This window comes from Lentibacillus jeotgali, from assembly GCF_000224785.1.
Lineage (GTDB): Bacteria > Bacillota > Bacilli > Bacillales > Amphibacillaceae > Lentibacillus > Lentibacillus jeotgali.
In genome coordinates, this window is record NZ_AGAV01000015.1 from 341,458 (window position 1) to 361,784 (window position 20,327).

A 20,327-nucleotide genomic window follows, 5' to 3' on the forward strand; every position below is an offset into this window, starting at 1 on the left:
CCTCTCTCTGATTAATGATAATATGATTACGAAAAGTAACCTAATTCGATTATAACACAATGAGCCTCTCGGGTAAATTCAATTTTCAGTCCTACTGATCTTATTCAAGATATTTGGTCATTTATAGCATTTGTGAAATAATAACATCATAAAGTGCGTGTTCAAAAAGGAGGATAAAAAGGATCGAGAAGTTCGAGGCGGCGTAGTTTCGAGAAGCGGAATGTATGCATTTAAATACATGAGCACAAGGAAAGCTGCCCTGAATCCGCTTCGCACGCAGGAAAAGTGGTTTTCCTTTCCAAGGAGCGGAGAAACAAGCCAACGCCGAAATTCGATGTGTCATTTTTACCGGACTTTTTGAACAACCTCATAAAACAACATTTTGGAGGTTTTTTGTAATGGCAGATCAAAAAACAAAGGAAAAATATGCGGAACTGGCGCTGCGTACAGGTGTCAATCTGCAAAAAAATCAGGCACTGATGATCAATGCGCCAATAGAGGGAGCGGATTTCACCCGGATCGTGGCACGAAAGGCGTATGAACTGGGAGCCAAGGATGTACATATCAATTGGGCGGATGATGAGCTGACCTTGCTGAAATATGAGAATGCACCTGATGAGGTCATTGAAGATTTTCCAGAATGGCGGGTTAAACTGTATGAATCGTATGCTGAAGACGGGGCAGCCGTGCTTTCGATTCGCTCAACCAACCCCGATTTGTTAAAAGATATTGATTCCTCACGGGTTGCGATGGCGAATAAGGCGTCGGCACAGGCCATGAAGAACTTTCGCCAATACACGATGAACGACAGGATTACATGGTCAATTATCTCAATCCCGACTGGTGACTGGGCACAAAAAGTTTTTCCGGATAAATCACGTGAGAACGCGGTGGCTAGTTTATGGGATGCTATCGTTAAAATTGTCCGTGTTGATCAGGCTGACCCAATTGCAGCGTGGGATGCCCATAATGAAACACTGAAAACGGCACGTGAAATCTTGAATCGTAAAAAGTATACGAAGCTGATTTATAAAGCACCCGGAACGGATCTCGAAATCGGGCTTCCACAAGGCCACATCTGGAAAGGCGGTTCAGCGGTTTCCGAACAGGGAACGACGTTTAATCCGAATATGCCGACCGAAGAGGTTTTTTCGCTGCCGCATAAGTATCATGTGAACGGCACAGTAGCAAGCACAAAGCCACTCAACTATGGCGGCAGTCTGATCGATAACTTCAGCCTGACGTTCAAGGATGGCAAAGTGGTCGACTATAAAGCTGAGCAGGGTGAAGAGACACTTAAGCATCTGCTGGAAACAGACGAGGGTGCAAGCCGTCTTGGTGAGGTGGCACTTGTACCGCATGAATCACCTGTCTCCCAGTCAGGGCTGATTTTTTACAATACCCTGTTCGATGAAAATGCATCATGCCACATCGCATTGGGAAAAGCCTATCCAACCAATTTGGAAGGCGGTGCGGCAATGGACGATCAGGAGCTTGATAAGCACGGTGTGAATGACAGCCTGACACACGTCGATTTCATGATTGGCTCTGAAAATCTGGATATTGATGGCGTTCTGGAAGACGGCACGACAGAAGCGGTGTTTCGGAATGGCACATGGGCGCTGAACGTGAAAGGAGACTAATTGGATGAGCCGTAATCGCATAGCTAGTGAGTGACACAAACTTGTGCGAGGGCAGCGGAAACTGGTGCAGGAATGGCACAAACTTGTGCGAGAACAGCGAAAACTCGTGCAGGAATGGCACAAACTTGTGCGAGAACAGCGAAAACTCGTGCAGGAATGACACAAACTCGTGCGAGAACAGCCCAAACTTGTGCGAGAACAGCACCGATACGTGCGAGCAACACACGAAAACACCCGGCGATTGGGGCCCAGATCGCGTGATGCATCCTAATACTAGTCTGCATCCTTAACTAAAAAGGTGTCAGGTTCTAACAATAAATCTGACACCTTTTTTCCCTCTTATACGTTTTACATCAGCCCATTCTTCACTAGGACAGCTTTAATTTTCACATAAGCGTATTCATCCGGTAATGACTCTTTCAAAGGTTTCAATCGTAAATCTTCAAGTTCATCCCGTGCAGCCAGAATAGCCGATTCCTCTTCTCGATTGAAAAATATTTCCCATGCCAGCGGGTGTCCGTCTTTGAACGCCTTAAAAATATGCCCTTCGATGGTCTGCGGTGTCAGATCGCGGATGAGGGCGATATCTTTTATCGATTTGCCCGACTGGAACATCGTATAACTGATCAGGTGGCTCGGGCGGTCATCAGCTTGTTCTTTCTTTTGGGAAACAGGAGGAGCACCGGCTATTTTAACAGGCCTGGATACGTCGGGGTTTTCTCTTAGCCAGTCTTTAACAGCCACCAGGAATGCTTCACCGTACTGATCGTATTTCTTTTCACCGACTCCTTTAATGGACAGCATATCCTCTTTTGTTTCGGGAAAATAGCGGCTCAGTTCTTTTAATGTGGCATCTGAAAACAGTACATATGGCGGCACACCTTGTTCGTCCGCCATTTGTTTCCGTAATTCGCGCAAAGAAACAAACAGCTCCTCCTGATAATCTGCAGTTTCATTTGATGGTATCGGGGCTGTATACATCCAGACAGGTTGCTTCCCCTTCAGGACATCAACTGAATGGTGGTTGAGCCTTAATGTCGGGAATTTGCCGTCCTGTGTTGCGAGTAATTGTTCGGCAACCAAAAACTGAATCCGTTCCGTGAGTTCTTTTTCTGTATAGGCAGACAGAATGCCATAAGTGGAGAGCGTGTGCAGGCGAAATTGATGCAAACGGCTATCCTTGGACCCTTTAAGCACTTTAGCTGTCATGCTTACCCCAAACCGTTCACCCATCCGTTTGACACAAGACAAAATCATTTGTGCTTCTTCTGTGATGTCAATCCGTTCCTGACGGTAAAGGCAATTGCTGCAACGTCCGCAAGTGCTTCCGGCAGACCCCTCGTCATTAAAGTATTCTAGAATATACGACGTTAGACAGCCATGTGTATGACAATAGTTGATCATTGCCTGCAGTTTCCGGTACTCATTTTGTTTGGCATGTTCATCAATTAATGATTGTTCGATCAGAAATTTTTGCAGCTGGACATCCTGCGGGGAGAACAGCAGAATGCAATCACTATGCTCGCCGTCGCGTCCGGCTCTGCCTGCTTCTTGATAGTATGCTTCAATCGTCATCGGCATGGCGTAATGAATGATAAACCTGACGTTGCTTTTATCAATGCCCATGCCGAACGCGTTTGTCGCGATCATGACGGCTTTTTCATCATGGATGAACGACGCCTGAGCATGTTTCTTTTCGCCCTTTGTAAGCCCGGCATGGTATTTGGCCGCGGGGTACCCCCGCTTAGTTAATTGTTCGTGCAGAGTATCAGCTTGTTTGCGTGTTGCTGTATAAATAATGCCGGATTCATCCTGATGTTCCTTCATAAATGAACGGATATATGTTGCTTTATCTTTACCTTTTACGACATGGAAGGAAAGGTTTTCCCGTTCAAAGCCGGTCTTGATAACGTTCTGATTGTTGATATGCAACAGTGACTGAATATCAGCCATCACTTCTTCGGTAGCAGTTGCTGTTAACGCCACAGTAACCGGAATATCCGGAAGTTGTTTTAAGTTGGGGATGATCGATCTGTAGCTTGGTCTGAAGTCGTGCCCCCATTGGGAGATGCAGTGTGCTTCATCAAATGCCACTAACGCAATACGAATTCGCCGTATCGCGGAGATAAACATAGACGATTCAAAACGCTCCGGTGCGACATAAACAAACTTGCAGCTGCCCGCTTCGATGTCGCGGAGGCGTGATTGCTGTTCGGCGGCTGTGAGCGAGCTATTTATGTAGGTGGCCGGAATCCCTAATGCCTGCAGCGCATCCACCTGGTCTTTCATAAGTGAGATAAGCGGGGAAATAATGATGGCAACACCGTCCATCGTCATGCCGGGAATCTGGTAGCACAGTGATTTGCCGCCGCCCGTCGGCATAACTGCCAGTGTATTTCTGCCATTCGTGATGCTGTCGATTGTCTGTTTCTGGCCGGCACGAAATGTATCATAGCCAAAATATGTCTGCAGCATTTGCTCAGCATTTCTCATGGTTCGACTCTCCTTTGCCTTTTACCCCCACTTGTAACGGTCAAGTAATCCCCCGCTTAGTGAGTGTTGTAAGCGGGGGATGCTTTTCCACCTTTACTATCCTAACATATTTTAGAGGTAAAGAAGCCGAAAAAATTCTGAAGCCAAAAGCGTTAAGCGTTTGAGGGCGGTGCTGCTGGCTTTTTGAACAAATACCCGGTTAACCCGCCAACGATCGCCGGAACAACCCATCCAAGTCCAAGTGAGAAAAAGGGTAGGTATTCCATGATCGATGTAATGGCAGGCATTTTGAGGCCGAACGCCGCAAGACCATCATACAACGCCGTAACAGCTGTGAGCAGTATAGCGCCCCGGTACACAGCCTGAGCTCCGCCAAATGATTTATGCAAAAACGTCAGAATGATTAGCACAATCGCTATCGGATAAATAAACGTCAGGACGGGCACGGATACGCTTATAATGGTATTCAGTCCCTGGTTGGCAATCAGGTAGCTGGCGAACGTGACCAATGTAATAATCCATTGATATGAAACACCGCTCAGCTTATGGAAAAACTGGCCGCATGCCACGACAAGACCGACTGATGTTGTAAAACACGCCAAAGCAACAATAACTCCCAGCAAAAGCGCGCCAAATGTTCCAAACATCAAATCAGCCGCGCCTGACAGAATAGCCCCGCCGTTGGAAAAGCTGCCTTCAGATGCCATCCGTGAACCAATCCAGCCAATGGATGTGTAGACAGTTATCAGCCCGACGCCTGCAATCATTCCGGCTTTCAATGTTGATTTAACCAGTCCTTTGCTCGAAGAAATGCCGCGGTCTTTGAAGGCGCCTACGACGATGATGCCAAACGCAAGTGCTGCAATCGCATCCATTGTCAGATAGCCTTCAACAAAGCCGGTGAAAAATGGGGATTGCATATATTTCTGACCAGGAGCTTCCGGTACAGAATTAAGCAGTAAGAATCCTCCGACGCAAAGGATGATAATCGTAAGTACTAACAAAGGTGTTAAGAACTGGCCAATCCGGCCAACCATTTTTGACGGATTTCTGCTTACTGCATAGACAAGCACGAAAAAGATCGTCGTAAACAGGAATAATATCAATGCCGATCCACTTGTAAATGGTTCCATGCTCATTTCAAATGCGACAGTGGCTGCACGGGGGATGCCGAAAAATGGCCCGATCGCAAGGTACACCACTGACGTGAACACTAAGCCGAATAATGGGTGTACACGGTCAGCGAGTTCTCTTGCATCGTTTTTGACAAACGAAACGGCAGCGACCGCAAGCACAGGGAGACCGACACCAGTAATGACAAAACCGGCAATTGCCGACCAAAAGGACGTTCCGGACTCGATTCCTAAAGTCGGCGGATAAATCAGGTTACCTGCACCAAAAAATAGTGCAAATAACATAAAACCGATGATGATAGAGTCTTTGTTCATAATGATTTTTCCCTTCTATTATTAGACACAAAAGATTAAAAAGTCAGAAAATATGGGCTAAAATAATTTAATTGCCATAAAACAAAGATAGTCTAACAAGGCAGATTATAACTTGTCAATGTGTTTCAGACGTTATGTATGACGTTTTTGTGTGGGCCGTTTAAGACAAGGCAGCCATTTTTTAATATTTAATTGTTTACATTTACTTTCTGCCCATTTAAAATAACTTTACCTACACTAACTGGCAGTATTTCTTTACAAATTATACGAAACGAAGTCAAGTGGAAGGGGCGGAGATCACGCCTATAAGGACTGCTCATTCCCCTGCAGGCGGCGGAAGTCTTCTGTAGATCGCCGCTTTTATTTTAACAGGCAGTAAGTTATCGATACCATATAAGTCAAGCGGGATTCAACAGGCTGCAAAGGTCCGGTTCGCTCATCTGGGAATAAGGGAGTAACATTCCACTGATTACAAATTCACTTGATATTACGGCTATTTATGGAAAGTATATATTTAAGGGGGGACAGTTATGGTTCCATCTCTTTTGTTTGAAGTTATGTTAGTCGGTCTCCTTGGGATAGGTTCTCAATGGGTTGCCTGGCGGTACAGACTGCCGGCAATTGTTATCATGTCCATTACCGGTTTACTGGCAGGGCCTGTTCTGGGACTTATGAACCCTGAGGAAGACTTTGGGGATTTATATAATCCAATCATATCTGTTGCAGTTGCCATCATTCTTTTTGAAGGCAGTCTGAATTTGAGCTTCAAAGAAATCCGGGGTCTTGGAAGGCCCGTGTTCCGGATTTCAACGATCGGTGCATTTTTGGCATGGATCCTCGGATCTCTGACAGCCCATTATATTGCAGGTCTCAATTGGGCCGCCGCATTTGTCATCGGCGGGTTGTTTATTGTGACAGGACCTACTGTCATCATGCCGCTCCTGCGACAGTCAAAACTGAAGCCGCGCCCTGCTAAAATCCTTAAATGGGAAGGGATTATTGTCGATCCGATCGGTGCACTGCTTGCTGTTTTTGCTTTTGAAATTATCACGTTTCTGACTGCAAGCAGCCCGGATGGTTCACAACTGCTCATATTCTTTGCGGCATCCCTTTTTGCCGTTATATTGGGCTGGGGGTGCGGCAAAGGGATCGGCTGGATGTTCGAAACGGGGCATATTCCGGAATTCCTGAAATCACCTGCCGTGTTCATTGTTGTCATCGCCTGTTTTACGCTTGCAGATGAAATTGTCCATGAAACGGGGCTTTTAGCTGTGACGTCCATGGGGATGACCCTGGCCAATATGGGAATCAGTTCAGTTGCAGACATGCGCCATTTCAAGGAAAACGTGTCGCTCTTGCTGATCTCGGCAATCTTTATTATGCTGACAGCGTCACTGGACATGGAGACACTGCTGAAAGTATTAGACCCGAATATTATAGGCTACGTACTGCTTATGATGCTCATTGTCCGACCTTTGTCCATTTTCCTGTCAACCATCGGAACGGACCTGGCTTTAAATGAAAAAATACTGCTGAGCTGGATTGCCCCAAGGGGTATTGTGGCGCTCACGGTTTCCGGATACTTCGCTTCAATATTGAGCGAGGGGGGATATGCGGATGCGACACTTATTACAACAATTACGTTCGCACTTGTGTTTACGACCGTTGTTGCGCATGGGTTTTCGATCGGCTGGCTTGCCAACAAGCTGCATCTTTCCATGGAAGGCAGGCCGGGAACCCTAATTGTCGGGAGCAATAATTTCACGGTGAACCTGGCACGATCGCTGCAAAAAGCAAAGGCACCAGTCATCATTGTCGATACATCCTGGGAAAGACTGCGGAAAGCCCGTGAAGCAGGAATCCCATTCTATCACGGGGAAATGTTGTCGGAACAGACAGAATATCATCTGGACACGATCCCTTACGACTATATGATTGCTGCAACTGAGTATAATTCATACAACGCTCTTGTCTGTACAACATTCATGCCGGAGTATGGCAGGACAAATGTATTTAAGGTGAGTCCATATCGCCACGATCTGAATGGCATGGGCGATATCGTCAATAAAGTCGGGGGCAGGATTTTGTTCAGACAGGATCTATCCTTGGCAGATCTGAATGAGAAAACCAGACAGAATTATATTTTCCGTCAGACGAACATCACCAATCAATACAGCTATAAACAATACTTAAATGAGAAAGACGAAAATACTGTATTGCTTTATATTATGAAGCCATCAGGCATAATGAAGTATTACTCGGAAGAATTGCGGGTGACACCGGAACCTGGTGATACGGTCGTTAGTCTGACACCGCCGGTTAAGGAAAAGCAGAAAATCCAGAGACGTCTGGAGAACCAGCGGAGCAATGGAAATGGAAAAAGTAAACAATGACAAGAGAAGGCTGTCCGGATAGGGCAGTCTTTTTTAGTGGCAGCTTCAGCTTGAGACCGTCAAACATGGGCGCGAGCGCTTCCCCCCAGAAATAAAAACGGGATGTCCATCACAGGCACCCCGTTAAATTCTAATCCATCTCATCCATTTTTTTGTTCAATTCAGCCAGCCGCTCCTCGATTTCAATTAATTTTCTTTCGCCGGCCGATGTATTGACGCCAAACGAGGTGGCTTTTTCCACGTCGCCCTGAATCCGTATATAATCCGATTTCAGTTCTGCCATTTCCGCTTCGATTTGCGATTTTGTCATGATTATCACTCCCACCTAACAGTTTAGCTGAGATTCCCTTTACAAAACAAGGGGGTTGTGCACGCTGCCTTTTACCATAAGACCCGCCATTAAATCAATGCATCCTCCTCATCCTTTTGCGCATCCTGATAGGTGTGGTAAAAGTGACTGATAATCGTTTTAACCACCGCGTATAATGGGATTGCAAACAGCATCCCTAGCAGGCCTCCGATACTTCCAGCGGCAAGCACAATTGTGATGACCGTCAATGGGTGCAGGTGCAGCGCTTTGCCCATCACGTTTGGTGATACCAAGTTACCCTCAATCTGCTGGGCAACAATCATAACGATGGCTATCCACACTGGCATGAGCGGGTCCTGAAAGACTCCGACTATAATGGCCGGTGTTACCGCCAGATACGGACCGATAAACGGGATGACGCAGATCACCATACCGAAGATTGCCAGTGTCAGGGCATAGTTCAGGTTGATAATCGAATAGCCGATATACAACAGAACACCGATGCAAAGCGCGACAATCAGCTGTCCCTGAATGTAAGATGTTAAGGTCTCATCAATTTTATATAAAAGCGACCGGATGTTGGCTGCTTTCTTTTTTTCAAAAAACTGCGTAATAAACGGAACAAACTTTTCCCCGTCCTTCAACATGAAAAACAGGAAAAACGGTATCAGCACCAAAGCAAATAGAATACTGATAAACTCGCCGATGAATCCAAAAATGAAAGACATGGTCGATTCAATATAGGATTGCAGGTTCGAAGTGATGTTGTTAATCGTTTCATTCACTTCGGGCGGGATGGAATTTTGGTTGTCCTGCCAATAATCAATAAAATCCTCTACAGCTGAAACCCATCCCGGTATATTGTTGATCAGGGTGGAAAATTGACTTTGCAAAATCGGGAAAATATATCTGGAGACTATGAACAGGGCAACGACTAAAATGATAAACACGCCCGTGATTGCCAATATCCTGTGCAGCCGCAGTTTTTCCAATAAATGCATCAGGGGCCGGGTTATGTAAAAAAGCAACCCTGCACCGATGATTGGAAAAGCGACGGCACCTACGTATTGGAAGATTGGATCGAAAATGAAGTTAGCTGCCTTTATGAGCAAAATCAGCAGAAATACAAGAATAAACAAAATCAGCGTCTGGAACCAGCGTTTTTGAATCAACTATCATCACAACTTTCCTGTGTAAGATCACTTTTGAACAACTTCATAAATCTATTCTAACCGTTCTCAAGATTAATAGAAAGCTATTTTTATATTTTTACCAGTACGACACATGTGTAAACATGGAAAATAGAAGACAGGCCAAAAGTATGATAGAATGCCTATTAAAGATTGATGTCGAAAAGGGTGAGGACGCAATGAGTCACTGGGAAAATGTATACGAGAAATGGCGTTCATTTGAAAGGTTGAATCCGGATCTGAAACAGGAACTGGATATGCTAGCTGATAACCAAAAAAAATTGGAAGATGCATTTTATACTGAATTGACCTTTGGAACTGGTGGTATGCGCGGCGAACTCGGTCCGGGGACTAACCGGATGAACATTTATACTGTCAGGAAGGCTGTTAATGGACTGGCCAATTATTTGCAGGACTACGTTGAGGATGTACACGAGCGAGGGGTTGCTGTTGCTTATGACTCCAGATATAAGTCACAGGAATTTGCACTTGAGACGGCAAAGGTGCTTGGGGCGCACGGGGTTAAGTCATATGTGTTTGATACCATTCATCCGACGCCGTTGCTCTCGTTTGCCGTAAGATATCTGGGAACCGCTGCCGGTGTTATGATAACGGCAAGCCATAACCCGCCGGAATACAATGGTTTCAAGGTATACAATGAAGATGGCGGACAGATTATACCTGAGGAAGCGAGTGACATCATCGATTATATCCAGGAAACTGAAGATGAATTGACAGTTTCTTATCTTGAGCAAGACGAGCTGGAAGAACAGAAAATGCTTAACTGGATTGGCTTGGAAGCTGACAATGCCTATTTGGAACAGCTGGCAGGAATATCCAGGCTGGATGCTGGTGAGCGGCAGCAGGATAAAGATTTACAGATTGTTTTTACACCGTTGCATGGCACAGCTCATGACCTGGTATTGAGGGGATTGGAACAGCTAAAATTTAATCATGTAGATGTGGTAGAGGAACAGGCTGTGGCAGATCCAGAGTTTTCAACCGTTGAGTCGCCAAACCCGGAAGAGCACCAGGCCTTTACGATGGCGATTGAACTTGGCAAACGAACAAATGCGGATGTGTTAATCGGGACAGATCCCGATGCTGACCGGCTTGGGGTAGCCGTTAAAGATTCATCCGACGCATACACGGTGCTGACAGGAAATCAGCTTGGCGCATTAATGCTGGATTATATCCTGAACCATAGCGATCCCGCTTTGCCGGGAGATGCCCGGCTGATAAAAACAATTGTCACATCCGAACTTGGACGAAAAATTGCTGGCAATTATGGTGTTGAAACAATTGATACACTGACAGGATTTAAATATATCGGTGAAAAAATCCGGCAATTTGAATCAACTGGTGAGACATTCGTTTTCGGTTATGAGGAAAGCTACGGCTATTTGGTCAGCGATTTTACCCGGGATAAAGATGCTGTCCAGGCGGCCGTTCTTGCCTGTGAAATGGCTTATTATTGGAAGAAACAGGGCAAGACACTTTTCGATGTGCTGCACGACCTCTATGAAAAATATGGCTATCATCTGGAGGACATGTCCTCACTGACGTTAAAAGGAAAAGAGGGCGCAGAAAAAATAGCTTCCATTATGGAGACAATCCGGAAAGAACCCTTAACAGAGGTTGGAGGCCTGCAGGTTAAGTATGTTGAGGATTATTTGGCAGGTGAACGGACTGCAATCGGCACGAACCGGACGGAGACGATAGAACTGCCACAGGAAAATGTCGTGAAATACATTCTGGAAAACGACAGCTGGATTTGCCTGCGCCCGTCAGGAACCGAACCGAAAATCAAATGTTATTATGGTGTGTGCGAACCAGGCAAACAGGAAAGTCAAGAACGCCTCGCCAGCCTGAAACATGATATGGAAGACGTCATCAATAACATTCATAACGATTAGATTGAAAGAATAAGGGGCTATGAGACATTTCCCTTATCATTTTGATTGCAGACACTCACCATGATTCAGTATTGACATTTCGTGGGATAAGCGGTTTAATAGATATAGAAAATAAACGGAAAATGGAATATTCCTGAAGGGGAGTAGCTGCACAATTAACGTCGTCATTTCGAGATGGATAATCTCCGGCTTAATTGGCAACAAACGTTGTTAGCGAGACCTTTACCACTGACGGTAAGGGTCTTTTTTATGGTCCTTGCCTGCTGGTGGGGCCATTTTTCATGAAGGGGAGATGACAGTGGAAGCACAACTGTTGGTTGAATATTTGTGGGTGCTTGTCGTACTGGTCGGGCTGGAGGGCCTCCTGGCTGCGGATAATGCGCTGGTGCTCGCTATCATGGTGAAACACCTTCCGCCGGAAAAGCGTAAGAGAGCACTCTTTTACGGGCTGGCTGGTGCGTTTATATTGCGGTTCGGTTCATTGTTTGTCATTTCATTTCTCGTTGATGTGTGGCAGGTACAAGCTCTTGGAGCGCTCTATCTGTTAGGCATATCGGGTAAAAACTTATATGACAAATTCACCAATAAAGAAGACGATGATATAGAAGAAGGAAAGGCGGAAAAGGCTGGCAGCGGCTTCTGGATGACTGTTGTTAAGGTGGAGTTTGCCGATCTGGCATTTGCAGTCGATTCCATTTTAGCTGCCGTTGCCCTTGCTGTAGCACTGCCGGAGACAGCTTGGCCTGAGGTTGGCAGCCTTGATGGTGCTCAATTTGCCGTCGTCTTCGCTGGCGGGATGATCGGTCTGATTATTATGCGGTTTGCCGCAAACATTTTTGTGGAACTGTTAAACAAGCGGCCTGGTTTGGAAATAGCGGCATTTGTCATCGTCGGATGGGTAGGCGTAAAACTTTCGCTGATTGTGCTGGCACATGAGGAGATCGCCTTGATTCCGCATGCCTTCCCACATTCAACAGTATGGAAGATTATATTCTATTCTGTTCTTGTGATAATTGCCATTACCGGATGGTTTGCATCTGACAAGATAACTGAAAAAACGCCGCAGCATGATCATTCGTAACATACGCCAAACTGTCTTTCGGCTGGAAAGATGATTGTTATGAAGGAGTGATAAGATAATGCCGGTAAATTTGAAACGGGTTTATGATGAAGCGGATCAACATGATGGTGTTCGTGTGCTGGTCGATCGGGTATGGCCACGCGGTATGTCCAAGGAAAAAGCGCAACTCGATCATTGGCTGAAGGAAATCGGCCCGTCCAATGATTTGCGCAAATGGTTCGGTCACGATCCCGATAAATATGAGGAATTCAAGCAACAATATAAGGAAGAGCTTGAAGAAGGCGACCAACAGGAAGAATTACAGAAACTAAAAAATCTCACCAAAGAACATGATAAAAATCTGACATTGCTATTTTCGGCTAAGGATAAGGAACACAATCAGGCCAGAGTGCTGAAGGAAATACTAGACAGGCAATAATTCATGAGACAGATCCCCGCTGCATAGAAGGTGGCGGGGTTTTTAGGCTGTTTTGCTGCTGCGGAGATCTGACTGTGTACAGACCTATTGTCAGTCTAAATTGTGAACTTCATCATTATGGGCGGATGCTAACATATTTTGCATTGACAGCTTTGTTTGGTGCCTGAATGTTGGACAAACAGTTTTATAGATGATGTTAATGATTGGTGTTATTCTTGGTACAGCAATACATTATAGTTTGACCGAGGTGATCAAATGGCACAGCATTATTTTCATTTAAAAGCAGATTGGCCGGGCGGCAGGAACACCACAGGTTCGATCGATGCCGGCAACTTAAAGACGAAGATTTCCATCCCACCTGAAATGGATGGACCGGGAGTAGGCACAAACCCCGATGAAATGTTACTGGGTGCAGCGGCCACATGTTATCTGATAACACTCGCGGCCATGATTGAACGCAGAGATCTCCCGCTCAAGGAGATGTCGCTCGATTCTGAAGGGATTGTCGATGTAACAGATGGTATCTTCACATATGAAAAAATCATTCATAAACCATACGTTGCACTAAAGGAAGATGCTGAAGACAAGGACTATAAAATGCTGAATAAATTGATCGAAAAAGCCGAATCGGGCTGTATGATCTCCCGTGCCATCGAAGGTAATGTAGCGCTGGAACTGCAGCCGGATATTAAGTGAGCCGGGGTGCTTCCCTCGGGCTTTTTTTTCATAGAAGCAGTTTACCATGATTGACACGTTATGGTTATCTTAGTATATTAATAAAGTACATTAGTTTTATCGGAATAATAGATTATAATTCTTTCCGACAGGGAGTCAGTGGGTCATACACCACGTCTTTCGCATAACCTAACAACAGGAGGGGGAAAACGCGTATGGATACATTCTTTGTTTTTTTGAATGTCGCTGTGCTTGTCGCACTGGTCGGACTGTTAATCCGCATGCAAGTGAAGCATTATTCTTTCAGTAAGCGGGTATTTACCGGACTTGGCCTTGGCATTGTACTTGGTGCAGTCCTGCAGGCAATCTACGGGACAGGTTCAGAAGTAATGACCCAGACGACTGCATGGTATGATATTGTGGGTAGCGGCTATGTCCAATTATTGATGATGATTGTTGTACCGCTTGTGATGGTTTCCATCATTCAGTCTATTATTAATTTGGAAAAGTCATCTGATCTTGGAAAGATGTCCGGCTGGATTATCGGATTTCTTGTGTCGACCGCAATGGTAGCAGCACTTGTGGGTATTGGCACTGCAGCGGTATTTAATTTGGATGCAAGTGAAATTGAAGCGGGCCAGGCTGAACAGGAACGCGGTTCAGTAATGGAATCACAGCTTGGAGATGTAGAAGGAATGACAATACCTGAGCAGATTTTGAGCTTCATCCCGTCAAATATATTTCAGGATATGACACAGGACCGTCCGACATCGGTCATTGCCATTGTCATCTTTTCAATGGTTGTTGGGATTGCCGTTTTAGGTCTTCGCCGGAAAAAACCGGATGAAGCAGCATTATTCACAAAAGGTGTCAATGCTATATTCGCCGTCGTGATGCGCATCGTAACATTGATTCTGCGCCTGACGCCATTCGGCATACTCGCACTGATGGCGACGACAGTAGCAACGACTGATGTAGCGGGAATTGTGGAACTTGGTAAATTTGTGATTGCATCTTATGGAGCACTGATTGCCATGTTCATTATCCATCTGCTGCTGGTTGGCGTATTTGGCCTCAATCCAATGACTTATTTGAAAAAAGTTATGCCGGTTTTAACTTTTGCGTTCACGTCACGTTCAAGCGCTGGGACGATCCCATTGAATATTCAGGCACAACGGAATTCGCTTGGTGTTGATCAAGGTATCGCCAACATGTCAGCATCATTTGGTGCTACCATCGGACAAAATGGCTGTGCGGGCATTTATCCTGCCATGCTTGCTGTTATGATCGCACCATCCGTCGGAATAAATCCGCTCACACCGGAATTCATTATTCAGCTTGTCCTGATTATCGGTATCAGCTCGTTTGGCGTAGCAGGTGTCGGCGGCGGCGCAACGTTTGCAGCATTAATTGTGCTCTCATCAATGGGGCTTCCAGTAGCTTTGGCAGGCTTATTGATATCGATCGAAGCGTTAATCGATATGGGCCGCACTGCATTGAACGTCAACGACGCAATGCTGACAGGCACACTGACGTCCCGCGTCATGAAAAAGCTCAATTTACAAACGTACAATGACAAGACAGCCATTGAACAGGAAACAGCTGTTTAATTGGTTAGTGAAAAGCCGCTCCAAGTAGAGCGGCTTTTTTGGTATTTTGCGCCGAGCTCCAAGGCGCAAAATACCAAATTGCGCGAGGACGCCACCAAATTGCGCGAGGACGCCACCAAATTGCGCGAGGACGCCACCAAATTGCGCGAGGACGCCACCAAATTGCGCGAGGACGCCACCAAATCGCGCGAGGAAGCCACCAAATCGCGCGAGGAAGCCACCAAATCGCGCGACAGCGCACCTTTCGCAGATTTTCGACCACTGCAGAAAATCCTCAGCCCCGAATCATCGCTAACACATCATCCAGCACCTGCTTTTTGCCTGTCGCAAAATAGCCTGCAAACGGGCATCCAACGGTTTGGATACGCTCCACCACATTATTAGTCGTAAACATATCGGGGCGCAAATCATCATTAACTTCATCCCAGAATAATGGGGCGGCAACTGTCGCGTCACTCCGCTTCCTTGGGGAATATGGTGCGACAATCGTTTTACCTTCCCCGTGCTGCAAGTAGTCAATATACAGCCGGTCACCGCGTTTATTTTTAAATCGCTCTGTCGTAAACAAATCCGGGTAGCTCTTTTCCAGTGTCCAGGAAATCGCCTGAGTAAATACCCCCGTCTCTTCATACGTCATGCTGCCCGCGGACAGAGGAATATGAATCTGCAGCCCTTTTCCGCCGGACGTTTTGACAAATGATATCAGACGGAGGTCATCCAGTATTTGCTTCAGCAGCCCCGCGGCTTTCACAGCAAGCGAAAAATGCTCCCGATCAGGTGGATCGAGGTCAAAGACAATTTCAATCGGGTGTTCATTTCCGACTGCCTGAAACGGAATGTGATATTCCATCGTTCCGTGATTGGCAAACCACATGAGTGAATCAAGGTCATTACAAACAAAATGCATGTCATGATCATCATGCCTAACACCTTTGATAAACGTCGGTGCATAATCCGGTAAATGCTTCTGGAAAAATGATTCACCTTCCACGCCATCGGGGCAGCGGATAACCGTAAGCAGATGCTGGTACAAGAAGGGGAGCATGTACGGGGCAATTTCCCGCATATAGACGAGCAAATCGCCTTTTGTCAATCCCGGTTCCGGCCAGAAAGTTTTATCGGTGTTTGATGCTTCAACACTCTCGGGCAGCATAGCCATATCCAGCTGCAATTGCTTCAGCGTGCAATTGGCGGCTGACTTCTCCGGGACAAGCTGCTTGAATTCAGGTTCACGCAGCTCACCCTTCAGCAAATCCAGCGTATGTATTTCAGCACAAATGGCCGGCGGGAGGCGATAGCCTTCATCCACTTCAGTCCCCTTAGCTAAAAATAAATTTCTTAATGTCGCAAACGTCTCGTCATCAAGTCCATGCTTGCATTTACCAATTTCCATGACATCATGATTCCGGTAAACACAAGCGGTAAAATAATTATTTTTCGGATTATAAAATGTCAGAAACGCTTGTATCGTCCGCCAGTTTTTGATTTTGAACCAGTCATGGTGTTTTTTGCCTTGCTGATACCGGCTGTTTTTGCGCTTGGCAACCATCCCTTCCGCTTTATGTGCAAACAATTCCTTCCAAAGCACGTTTGCATTTTCCGTATAGCCAACATAACGAAGGCGCTCTCCCAGCTGATTTCCATGATCAAAAATATCCGCCAGTTTCCGCTTTCGCTGGTCAAATGGATATTCAGCAAGTTCAGTACCTTTGCACATGAGCACATCAAACGCCATGAAACTGGCCGGACGAGCTGCAGCCGCCTCATTAATGCTGTCGCTTTTTTGCAAACGCCCGCGCTTTTGAATCAGCGAAAAATTCGCCTGATACGCATTATTTATAACAACTAGTTCTCCGTCGATTTCAAGCGGCAGATAATCCCGGACCCGTGATTGCTGACTCTTGCATTCTTCAATGATTTCGGGGAAACTCGCACTCAAATCGACATCGTTACGGCTGATTAACTGGATGGCGTTTTCATGCCAGTACAGCACGCAGCGGTATCCATCATATTTCACCTCGTAAACCCAATCTGCACCTTCCGGAATGTCACTGCTTGCGATTGGTTTCATTAATGTCACCTCAACCACCTCTCTCTATAAAATGCCTCACATGAAAGGATAAATTCACGCATCAATTGCCAAACTATACGTAAAAAGGAGGCTTTTTCATGCACACGATGTGGAAAGGAACCATCAGTTTCGGGCTCGTTAACATCCCGGTGAAAATGCACGCCGCAACTGAAAACAAAGATATAAAACTGCGGAATCTGCATAAGGAATGCGAGACACCGGTCAAATATCAAAAAGTGTGCCCGAACTGTGACCGTGAAGTTGAAAATGATGAGATTGTTAAAGCGTATGAATATGCCAAAAATAAATTTGTCGTGCTTGATGATGAGGAATTGAAGAATTTAAAGAAAGAACAGGCGGATAAAGCTGTTGAAATAATGGATTTTGTCAGCTTGGACGAAATTGATCCAATTTATTTTGAGAAAAGCTATTACCTCTCACCGAATGAAGGCGGAGCAAAATCTTACGGCCTTCTCCGTTCAGCACTTGAAGATACCGGTAAAATTGGAATTGCCAAAATGATGATCCGCTCAAAGGAGCAGCTTGCCGTCATCAGGATTTATCAGAATACGCTCGTTGTCGAAACGATTCACTATCCGGATGAGGTGCGTGATGTCAAAGATGTTCCGAATGTTCCGGCAGAAACCGACAATGCAGAAAAAGAGCTCGATACGGCGAAAATGCTTATCGATCAGATGACAGCTGAATTCGATCCGGATAAATACCACGACGAATACCGCACGGCCTTAATGGAACTGATTGAGGCGAAGAAAGAAGGGGATGAAGTGACCACAACGACCGAGAAACCGCAGCCGGACAATGTCACGAATCTTATGGACGCCCTTCAGGAATCGCTTAACCGTGCCCAGAAAGACAAGAAGCCAAAGACAAAACAAAAATCAGCTACCTCACCAAAAGAGAAGAAGAAAGTGGCAAAATAATGACATTCTTTTCATTCCATTTACGATTTACTAACAAATGACGTTTACCTGGCGTAACTCGGTTTTACATGGGGTATAGTGGGTATAGAAAAGTCAAAGAAATTTAAAGAGGTTGTTCAAAAAATCTATCCTCTTTTTTGAACACACAAGTAAAGGGATGAAAGAACGTGGAGAGAAATGCTTACTTTGACAATGCAAAATTGATCCTGATATTTCTGGTCGTGTTTGGTCACGTTATTCAGCCTTTTGTGGATGGATCTCAGGGTTTGAACACATTATACCTCTGGATTTATACATTCCATATGCCTGCTTTCATTTTACTGGCAGGTTTTTTCGCAAAAGGTGCCGGGAATATCAGTTATATCACGAAATTAGCTAAAAAATTATTGATACCCTATCTGATTTTCCAGGTTATCTATACAGGTTATTATTTTCTGATCGACAAAGACGGCTGGCAGCTGGAGGTGTTCTATCCCCACTGGGCTTTATGGTTTTTATTCAGCTTATTCAGCTGGCATATGCTACTGATCCTGTTCAAAAAAATGCCGGCTGTAATGGGATTGTCTATCTCGATTGGCATCGGGCTGATTGTCGGCTACTTTGGCGATGTCGGTCATATGTTCAGCTTGTCGCGTACCTTTGTATTTTTCCCGTTTTTCCTTATGGGTTACTGGGTGACGCAAACACAGATCAAGTGGCTGAAACAGATTCAGCTGCGGACAGCCGCTTTAATTGTGATGGCTGTTGTGGCGGCAGCGATTTTCGTTGCCCCGGATTTCAATACAGGCTGGCTGCTGGCTTCTAAATCATACAGTACTTTAGGGCTGCCTGAGTATGGTATTATAGCAAGACTGCTTGTTTATATAACATCTGCGCTCATGACAGCCAGTGTGTTGGCCTGGATGCCTGAAAAACGCAATAAATTAACCGATTTGGGAACGCGAACACTTTATGTTTATTTATTGCATGGGTTCTTTGTCCAGTTTTTCCGGGCAGCTGATTGGTTTGCCGTCAATCATGTTATCGATTTAATTGGTCTTGCTGTCATGTCGGCACTGATCGTGCTTGTCTTATCCAGCAGACCGGTACAGAGCATCTGGCAGCCGGCTATAGAAGGTAGACTGTCCATCTTGAAAAACAAATACAAACAACGATTCGGTACGAGAAGGCAATATGGTGAAGACGCAAGTGCATAAACAGGTAACTTCTTAAAAGGGAAGGTGAAACCAATGAATGTATGCGTGTTTGGAGCAAGCGGTTATTTAGGTGCGTCAGTTTATCAGCTATTAAAAGAGATACCGGGGACAGATGTTGCAGGGACGTATTTGGAAGATCCGGCCGTGTTCGATGATCTGTATAAGTTGGATGTTAACCAGCCTGAGTCCTTTTCGGAATACTTTAAGCAAACTCAGCCGGATGTTATTGTTTGGTCTGTTATGAGCGGCCCGAATGAGGATGAGCTGATTCAGGAAGGTCTCCGGCATCTGATCACCCATATCACACCTGATACAAAATTAGTTTATGTTTCATCGGATTTTGTTTTTGCGGATGGCTATGGGCCGTACTCTGAAGGTGATTCGACGTCAAAATTGCCCGCGGAACACGTGCTGAGCACCTATGCAAATGCTAAAGTTAAAGCTGAAAACTTTATTACCCAGGATTTAAGCAATTACGTTATTTTACGCGCCGGTCCGATATATGGGGAAAATAAAATCGGTAAACTCGATGAACGAACCGATCAATTAATTTATCAGCTACGATTGGGCAACAGGATAGCGTTTCGTGATGATCTGATCCGGACATTTGTTCATGTCGGGGATCTTGCCGGGGTCATAACGGAGTTTATCCAAAATGATCAGACAGGAATCTATCATGCCGGTCCGGATAAAAGTTACAGTTTCTATGAATTCATGCAACAAATGGCCGAAAAGCGCGGCTTTAATCGGGAGCTTGTGGAAAAAGCTCCTGAAGACGAAGAGGTTGATAAGGAAGTTCCTAAAAATACCGTGTTAAACACTGAAAAAATTACCCAAGCGGTGAAACAAACATTTCGTTAAACGCGTATAATAGAATACCCCCTTATAGTAGAAAGACGCCCCGTCCATCAATGAGATGACGGGGCGTCTTACTGACAAAGG

At 45.4% G+C, this 20,327-nt stretch carries 15 protein-coding genes; 10 read left to right on the plus strand and 5 right to left on the minus strand.

Translation table 11 applies throughout. The annotated features are described in order from the left end of the window. Positions 1 to 398: 398 nt before the first annotated feature. Positions 399 to 1,643, plus strand: coding sequence for an aminopeptidase (locus ON01_RS13110; RefSeq protein ID WP_010531516.1), 1,245 nt, complete (start codon positions 399 to 401; stop codon positions 1,641 to 1,643). Between the two features lie 348 nt (positions 1,644 to 1,991). Here ON01_RS13110 and recQ read toward each other — a convergent pair whose 3' ends face one another. Then, positions 1,992 to 4,136, minus strand: coding sequence for a DNA helicase RecQ (recQ, locus tag ON01_RS13120; RefSeq protein ID WP_010531518.1), 2,145 nt, complete (start codon positions 4,134 to 4,136; stop codon positions 1,992 to 1,994). Between the two features lie 152 nt (positions 4,137 to 4,288). Beyond that, complete coding sequence (brnQ, locus tag ON01_RS13125) at positions 4,289 to 5,584, minus strand: branched-chain amino acid transport system II carrier protein (RefSeq protein WP_010531519.1); 1,296 nt, start codon at positions 5,582 to 5,584, stop codon at positions 4,289 to 4,291. Positions 5,585 to 6,114: 530 nt separating this feature from the next. Between brnQ and ON01_RS13130 the strand changes: the two genes are divergently transcribed. Next, on the plus strand, positions 6,115 to 7,977 hold the full coding sequence (locus tag ON01_RS13130; protein WP_010531520.1) for a cation:proton antiporter: 1,863 nt from the start codon (positions 6,115 to 6,117) through the stop codon (positions 7,975 to 7,977). Positions 7,978 to 8,107: 130 nt separating this feature from the next. Here ON01_RS13130 and ON01_RS13135 read toward each other — a convergent pair whose 3' ends face one another. Both ON01_RS13135 and ON01_RS13140 read right to left on the minus strand, forming a co-directional pair. Beyond that, positions 8,108 to 8,287 carry an SE1832 family protein gene (locus tag ON01_RS13135; protein ID WP_010531521.1) on the minus strand — a complete coding sequence of 60 codons (180 nt, stop codon included), beginning with the start codon at positions 8,285 to 8,287 and terminating at the stop codon, positions 8,108 to 8,110. A gap of 89 nt (positions 8,288 to 8,376) precedes the next feature. Continuing rightward, positions 8,377 to 9,459, minus strand: coding sequence for an AI-2E family transporter (locus ON01_RS13140; protein WP_010531522.1), 1,083 nt, complete (start codon positions 9,457 to 9,459; stop codon positions 8,377 to 8,379). A 197-nt stretch (positions 9,460 to 9,656) separates the two neighbouring features. Here ON01_RS13140 and ON01_RS13145 point away from each other — a divergent pair, with 197 nt between their 5' ends. The 5 genes from ON01_RS13145 (at position 9,657) to ON01_RS13165 (ending at position 15,177) form a co-directional block, all read left to right on the plus strand. Continuing rightward, a complete protein-coding gene (locus ON01_RS13145; protein WP_029329129.1) occupies positions 9,657 to 11,393 on the plus strand; it encodes a phospho-sugar mutase in 1,737 nt (578 codons plus the stop codon). A gap of 292 nt (positions 11,394 to 11,685) precedes the next feature. Continuing rightward, positions 11,686 to 12,474, plus strand: coding sequence for a TerC family protein (locus ON01_RS13150; protein ID WP_425357507.1), 789 nt, complete (start codon positions 11,686 to 11,688; stop codon positions 12,472 to 12,474). 58 nt (positions 12,475 to 12,532) lie between these two features. Continuing rightward, a complete protein-coding gene (locus tag ON01_RS13155; protein WP_010531525.1) occupies positions 12,533 to 12,892 on the plus strand; it encodes a DUF488 domain-containing protein in 360 nt (119 codons plus the stop codon). A 255-nt stretch (positions 12,893 to 13,147) separates the two neighbouring features. Beyond that, the gene (locus tag ON01_RS13160) at positions 13,148 to 13,588 is read left to right on the plus strand and encodes an OsmC family protein (protein WP_010531526.1); all 441 of its coding nucleotides are present in this window, start codon (positions 13,148 to 13,150) and stop codon (positions 13,586 to 13,588) included. 194 nt (positions 13,589 to 13,782) lie between these two features. Next, entirely contained in the window at positions 13,783 to 15,177 is a 1,395-nt protein-coding gene (locus tag ON01_RS13165) for an L-cystine transporter (RefSeq protein WP_010531527.1), read from the plus strand. A gap of 274 nt (positions 15,178 to 15,451) precedes the next feature. Here ON01_RS13165 and ON01_RS13170 read toward each other — a convergent pair whose 3' ends face one another. Continuing rightward, a complete protein-coding gene (locus ON01_RS13170; protein ID WP_040912525.1) occupies positions 15,452 to 17,248 on the minus strand; it encodes a DNA ligase D in 1,797 nt (598 codons plus the stop codon). Positions 17,249 to 17,346: 98 nt separating this feature from the next. Between ON01_RS13170 and ku the strand changes: the two genes are divergently transcribed. The 3 genes from ku (at position 17,347) to ON01_RS13185 (ending at position 20,246) form a co-directional block, all read left to right on the plus strand. Then, positions 17,347 to 18,189, plus strand: a complete 843-nt coding sequence (ku, locus tag ON01_RS13175; RefSeq protein WP_010531529.1) for a non-homologous end joining protein Ku — start codon at positions 17,347 to 17,349, stop codon at positions 18,187 to 18,189. A gap of 167 nt (positions 18,190 to 18,356) precedes the next feature. Continuing rightward, positions 18,357 to 19,385, plus strand: coding sequence for an acyltransferase family protein (locus tag ON01_RS13180; protein WP_010531530.1), 1,029 nt, complete (start codon positions 18,357 to 18,359; stop codon positions 19,383 to 19,385). Positions 19,386 to 19,418: 33 nt separating this feature from the next. Continuing rightward, positions 19,419 to 20,246, plus strand: a complete 828-nt coding sequence (locus ON01_RS13185; protein ID WP_010531531.1) for a sugar nucleotide-binding protein — start codon at positions 19,419 to 19,421, stop codon at positions 20,244 to 20,246. The last annotated feature ends 81 nt before the right edge of the window (positions 20,247 to 20,327 follow it).

What these genes read in the sequence shown, in the direction of transcription:
- ON01_RS13110 (WP_010531516.1), top strand. Translation starts at nt 399, where the DNA reads ATGGCAGATCAAAAAACAAAGGAAAAATATGCGGAACTGGCGCTGCGT.
- recQ (WP_010531518.1), bottom strand. Translation starts at nt 4,136, where the DNA reads ATGAGAAATGCTGAGCAAATGCTGCAGACATATTTTGGCTATGATACA.
- brnQ (WP_010531519.1), bottom strand. Translation starts at nt 5,584, where the DNA reads ATGAACAAAGACTCTATCATCATCGGTTTTATGTTATTTGCACTATTT.
- ON01_RS13130 (WP_010531520.1), top strand. Translation starts at nt 6,115, where the DNA reads ATGGTTCCATCTCTTTTGTTTGAAGTTATGTTAGTCGGTCTCCTTGGG.
- ON01_RS13135 (WP_010531521.1), bottom strand. Translation starts at nt 8,287, where the DNA reads ATGACAAAATCGCAAATCGAAGCGGAAATGGCAGAACTGAAATCGGAT.
- ON01_RS13145 (WP_029329129.1), top strand. Translation starts at nt 9,657, where the DNA reads ATGAGTCACTGGGAAAATGTATACGAGAAATGGCGTTCATTTGAAAGG.
- ON01_RS13150 (WP_425357507.1), top strand. Translation starts at nt 11,686, where the DNA reads ATGACAGTGGAAGCACAACTGTTGGTTGAATATTTGTGGGTGCTTGTC.
- ON01_RS13155 (WP_010531525.1), top strand. Translation starts at nt 12,533, where the DNA reads ATGCCGGTAAATTTGAAACGGGTTTATGATGAAGCGGATCAACATGAT.
- ON01_RS13160 (WP_010531526.1), top strand. Translation starts at nt 13,148, where the DNA reads ATGGCACAGCATTATTTTCATTTAAAAGCAGATTGGCCGGGCGGCAGG.
- ON01_RS13165 (WP_010531527.1), top strand. Translation starts at nt 13,783, where the DNA reads ATGGATACATTCTTTGTTTTTTTGAATGTCGCTGTGCTTGTCGCACTG.
- ON01_RS13170 (WP_040912525.1), bottom strand. Translation starts at nt 17,248, where the DNA reads ATGAAACCAATCGCAAGCAGTGACATTCCGGAAGGTGCAGATTGGGTT.
- ku (WP_010531529.1), top strand. Translation starts at nt 17,347, where the DNA reads ATGCACACGATGTGGAAAGGAACCATCAGTTTCGGGCTCGTTAACATC.
- ON01_RS13185 (WP_010531531.1), top strand. Translation starts at nt 19,419, where the DNA reads ATGAATGTATGCGTGTTTGGAGCAAGCGGTTATTTAGGTGCGTCAGTT.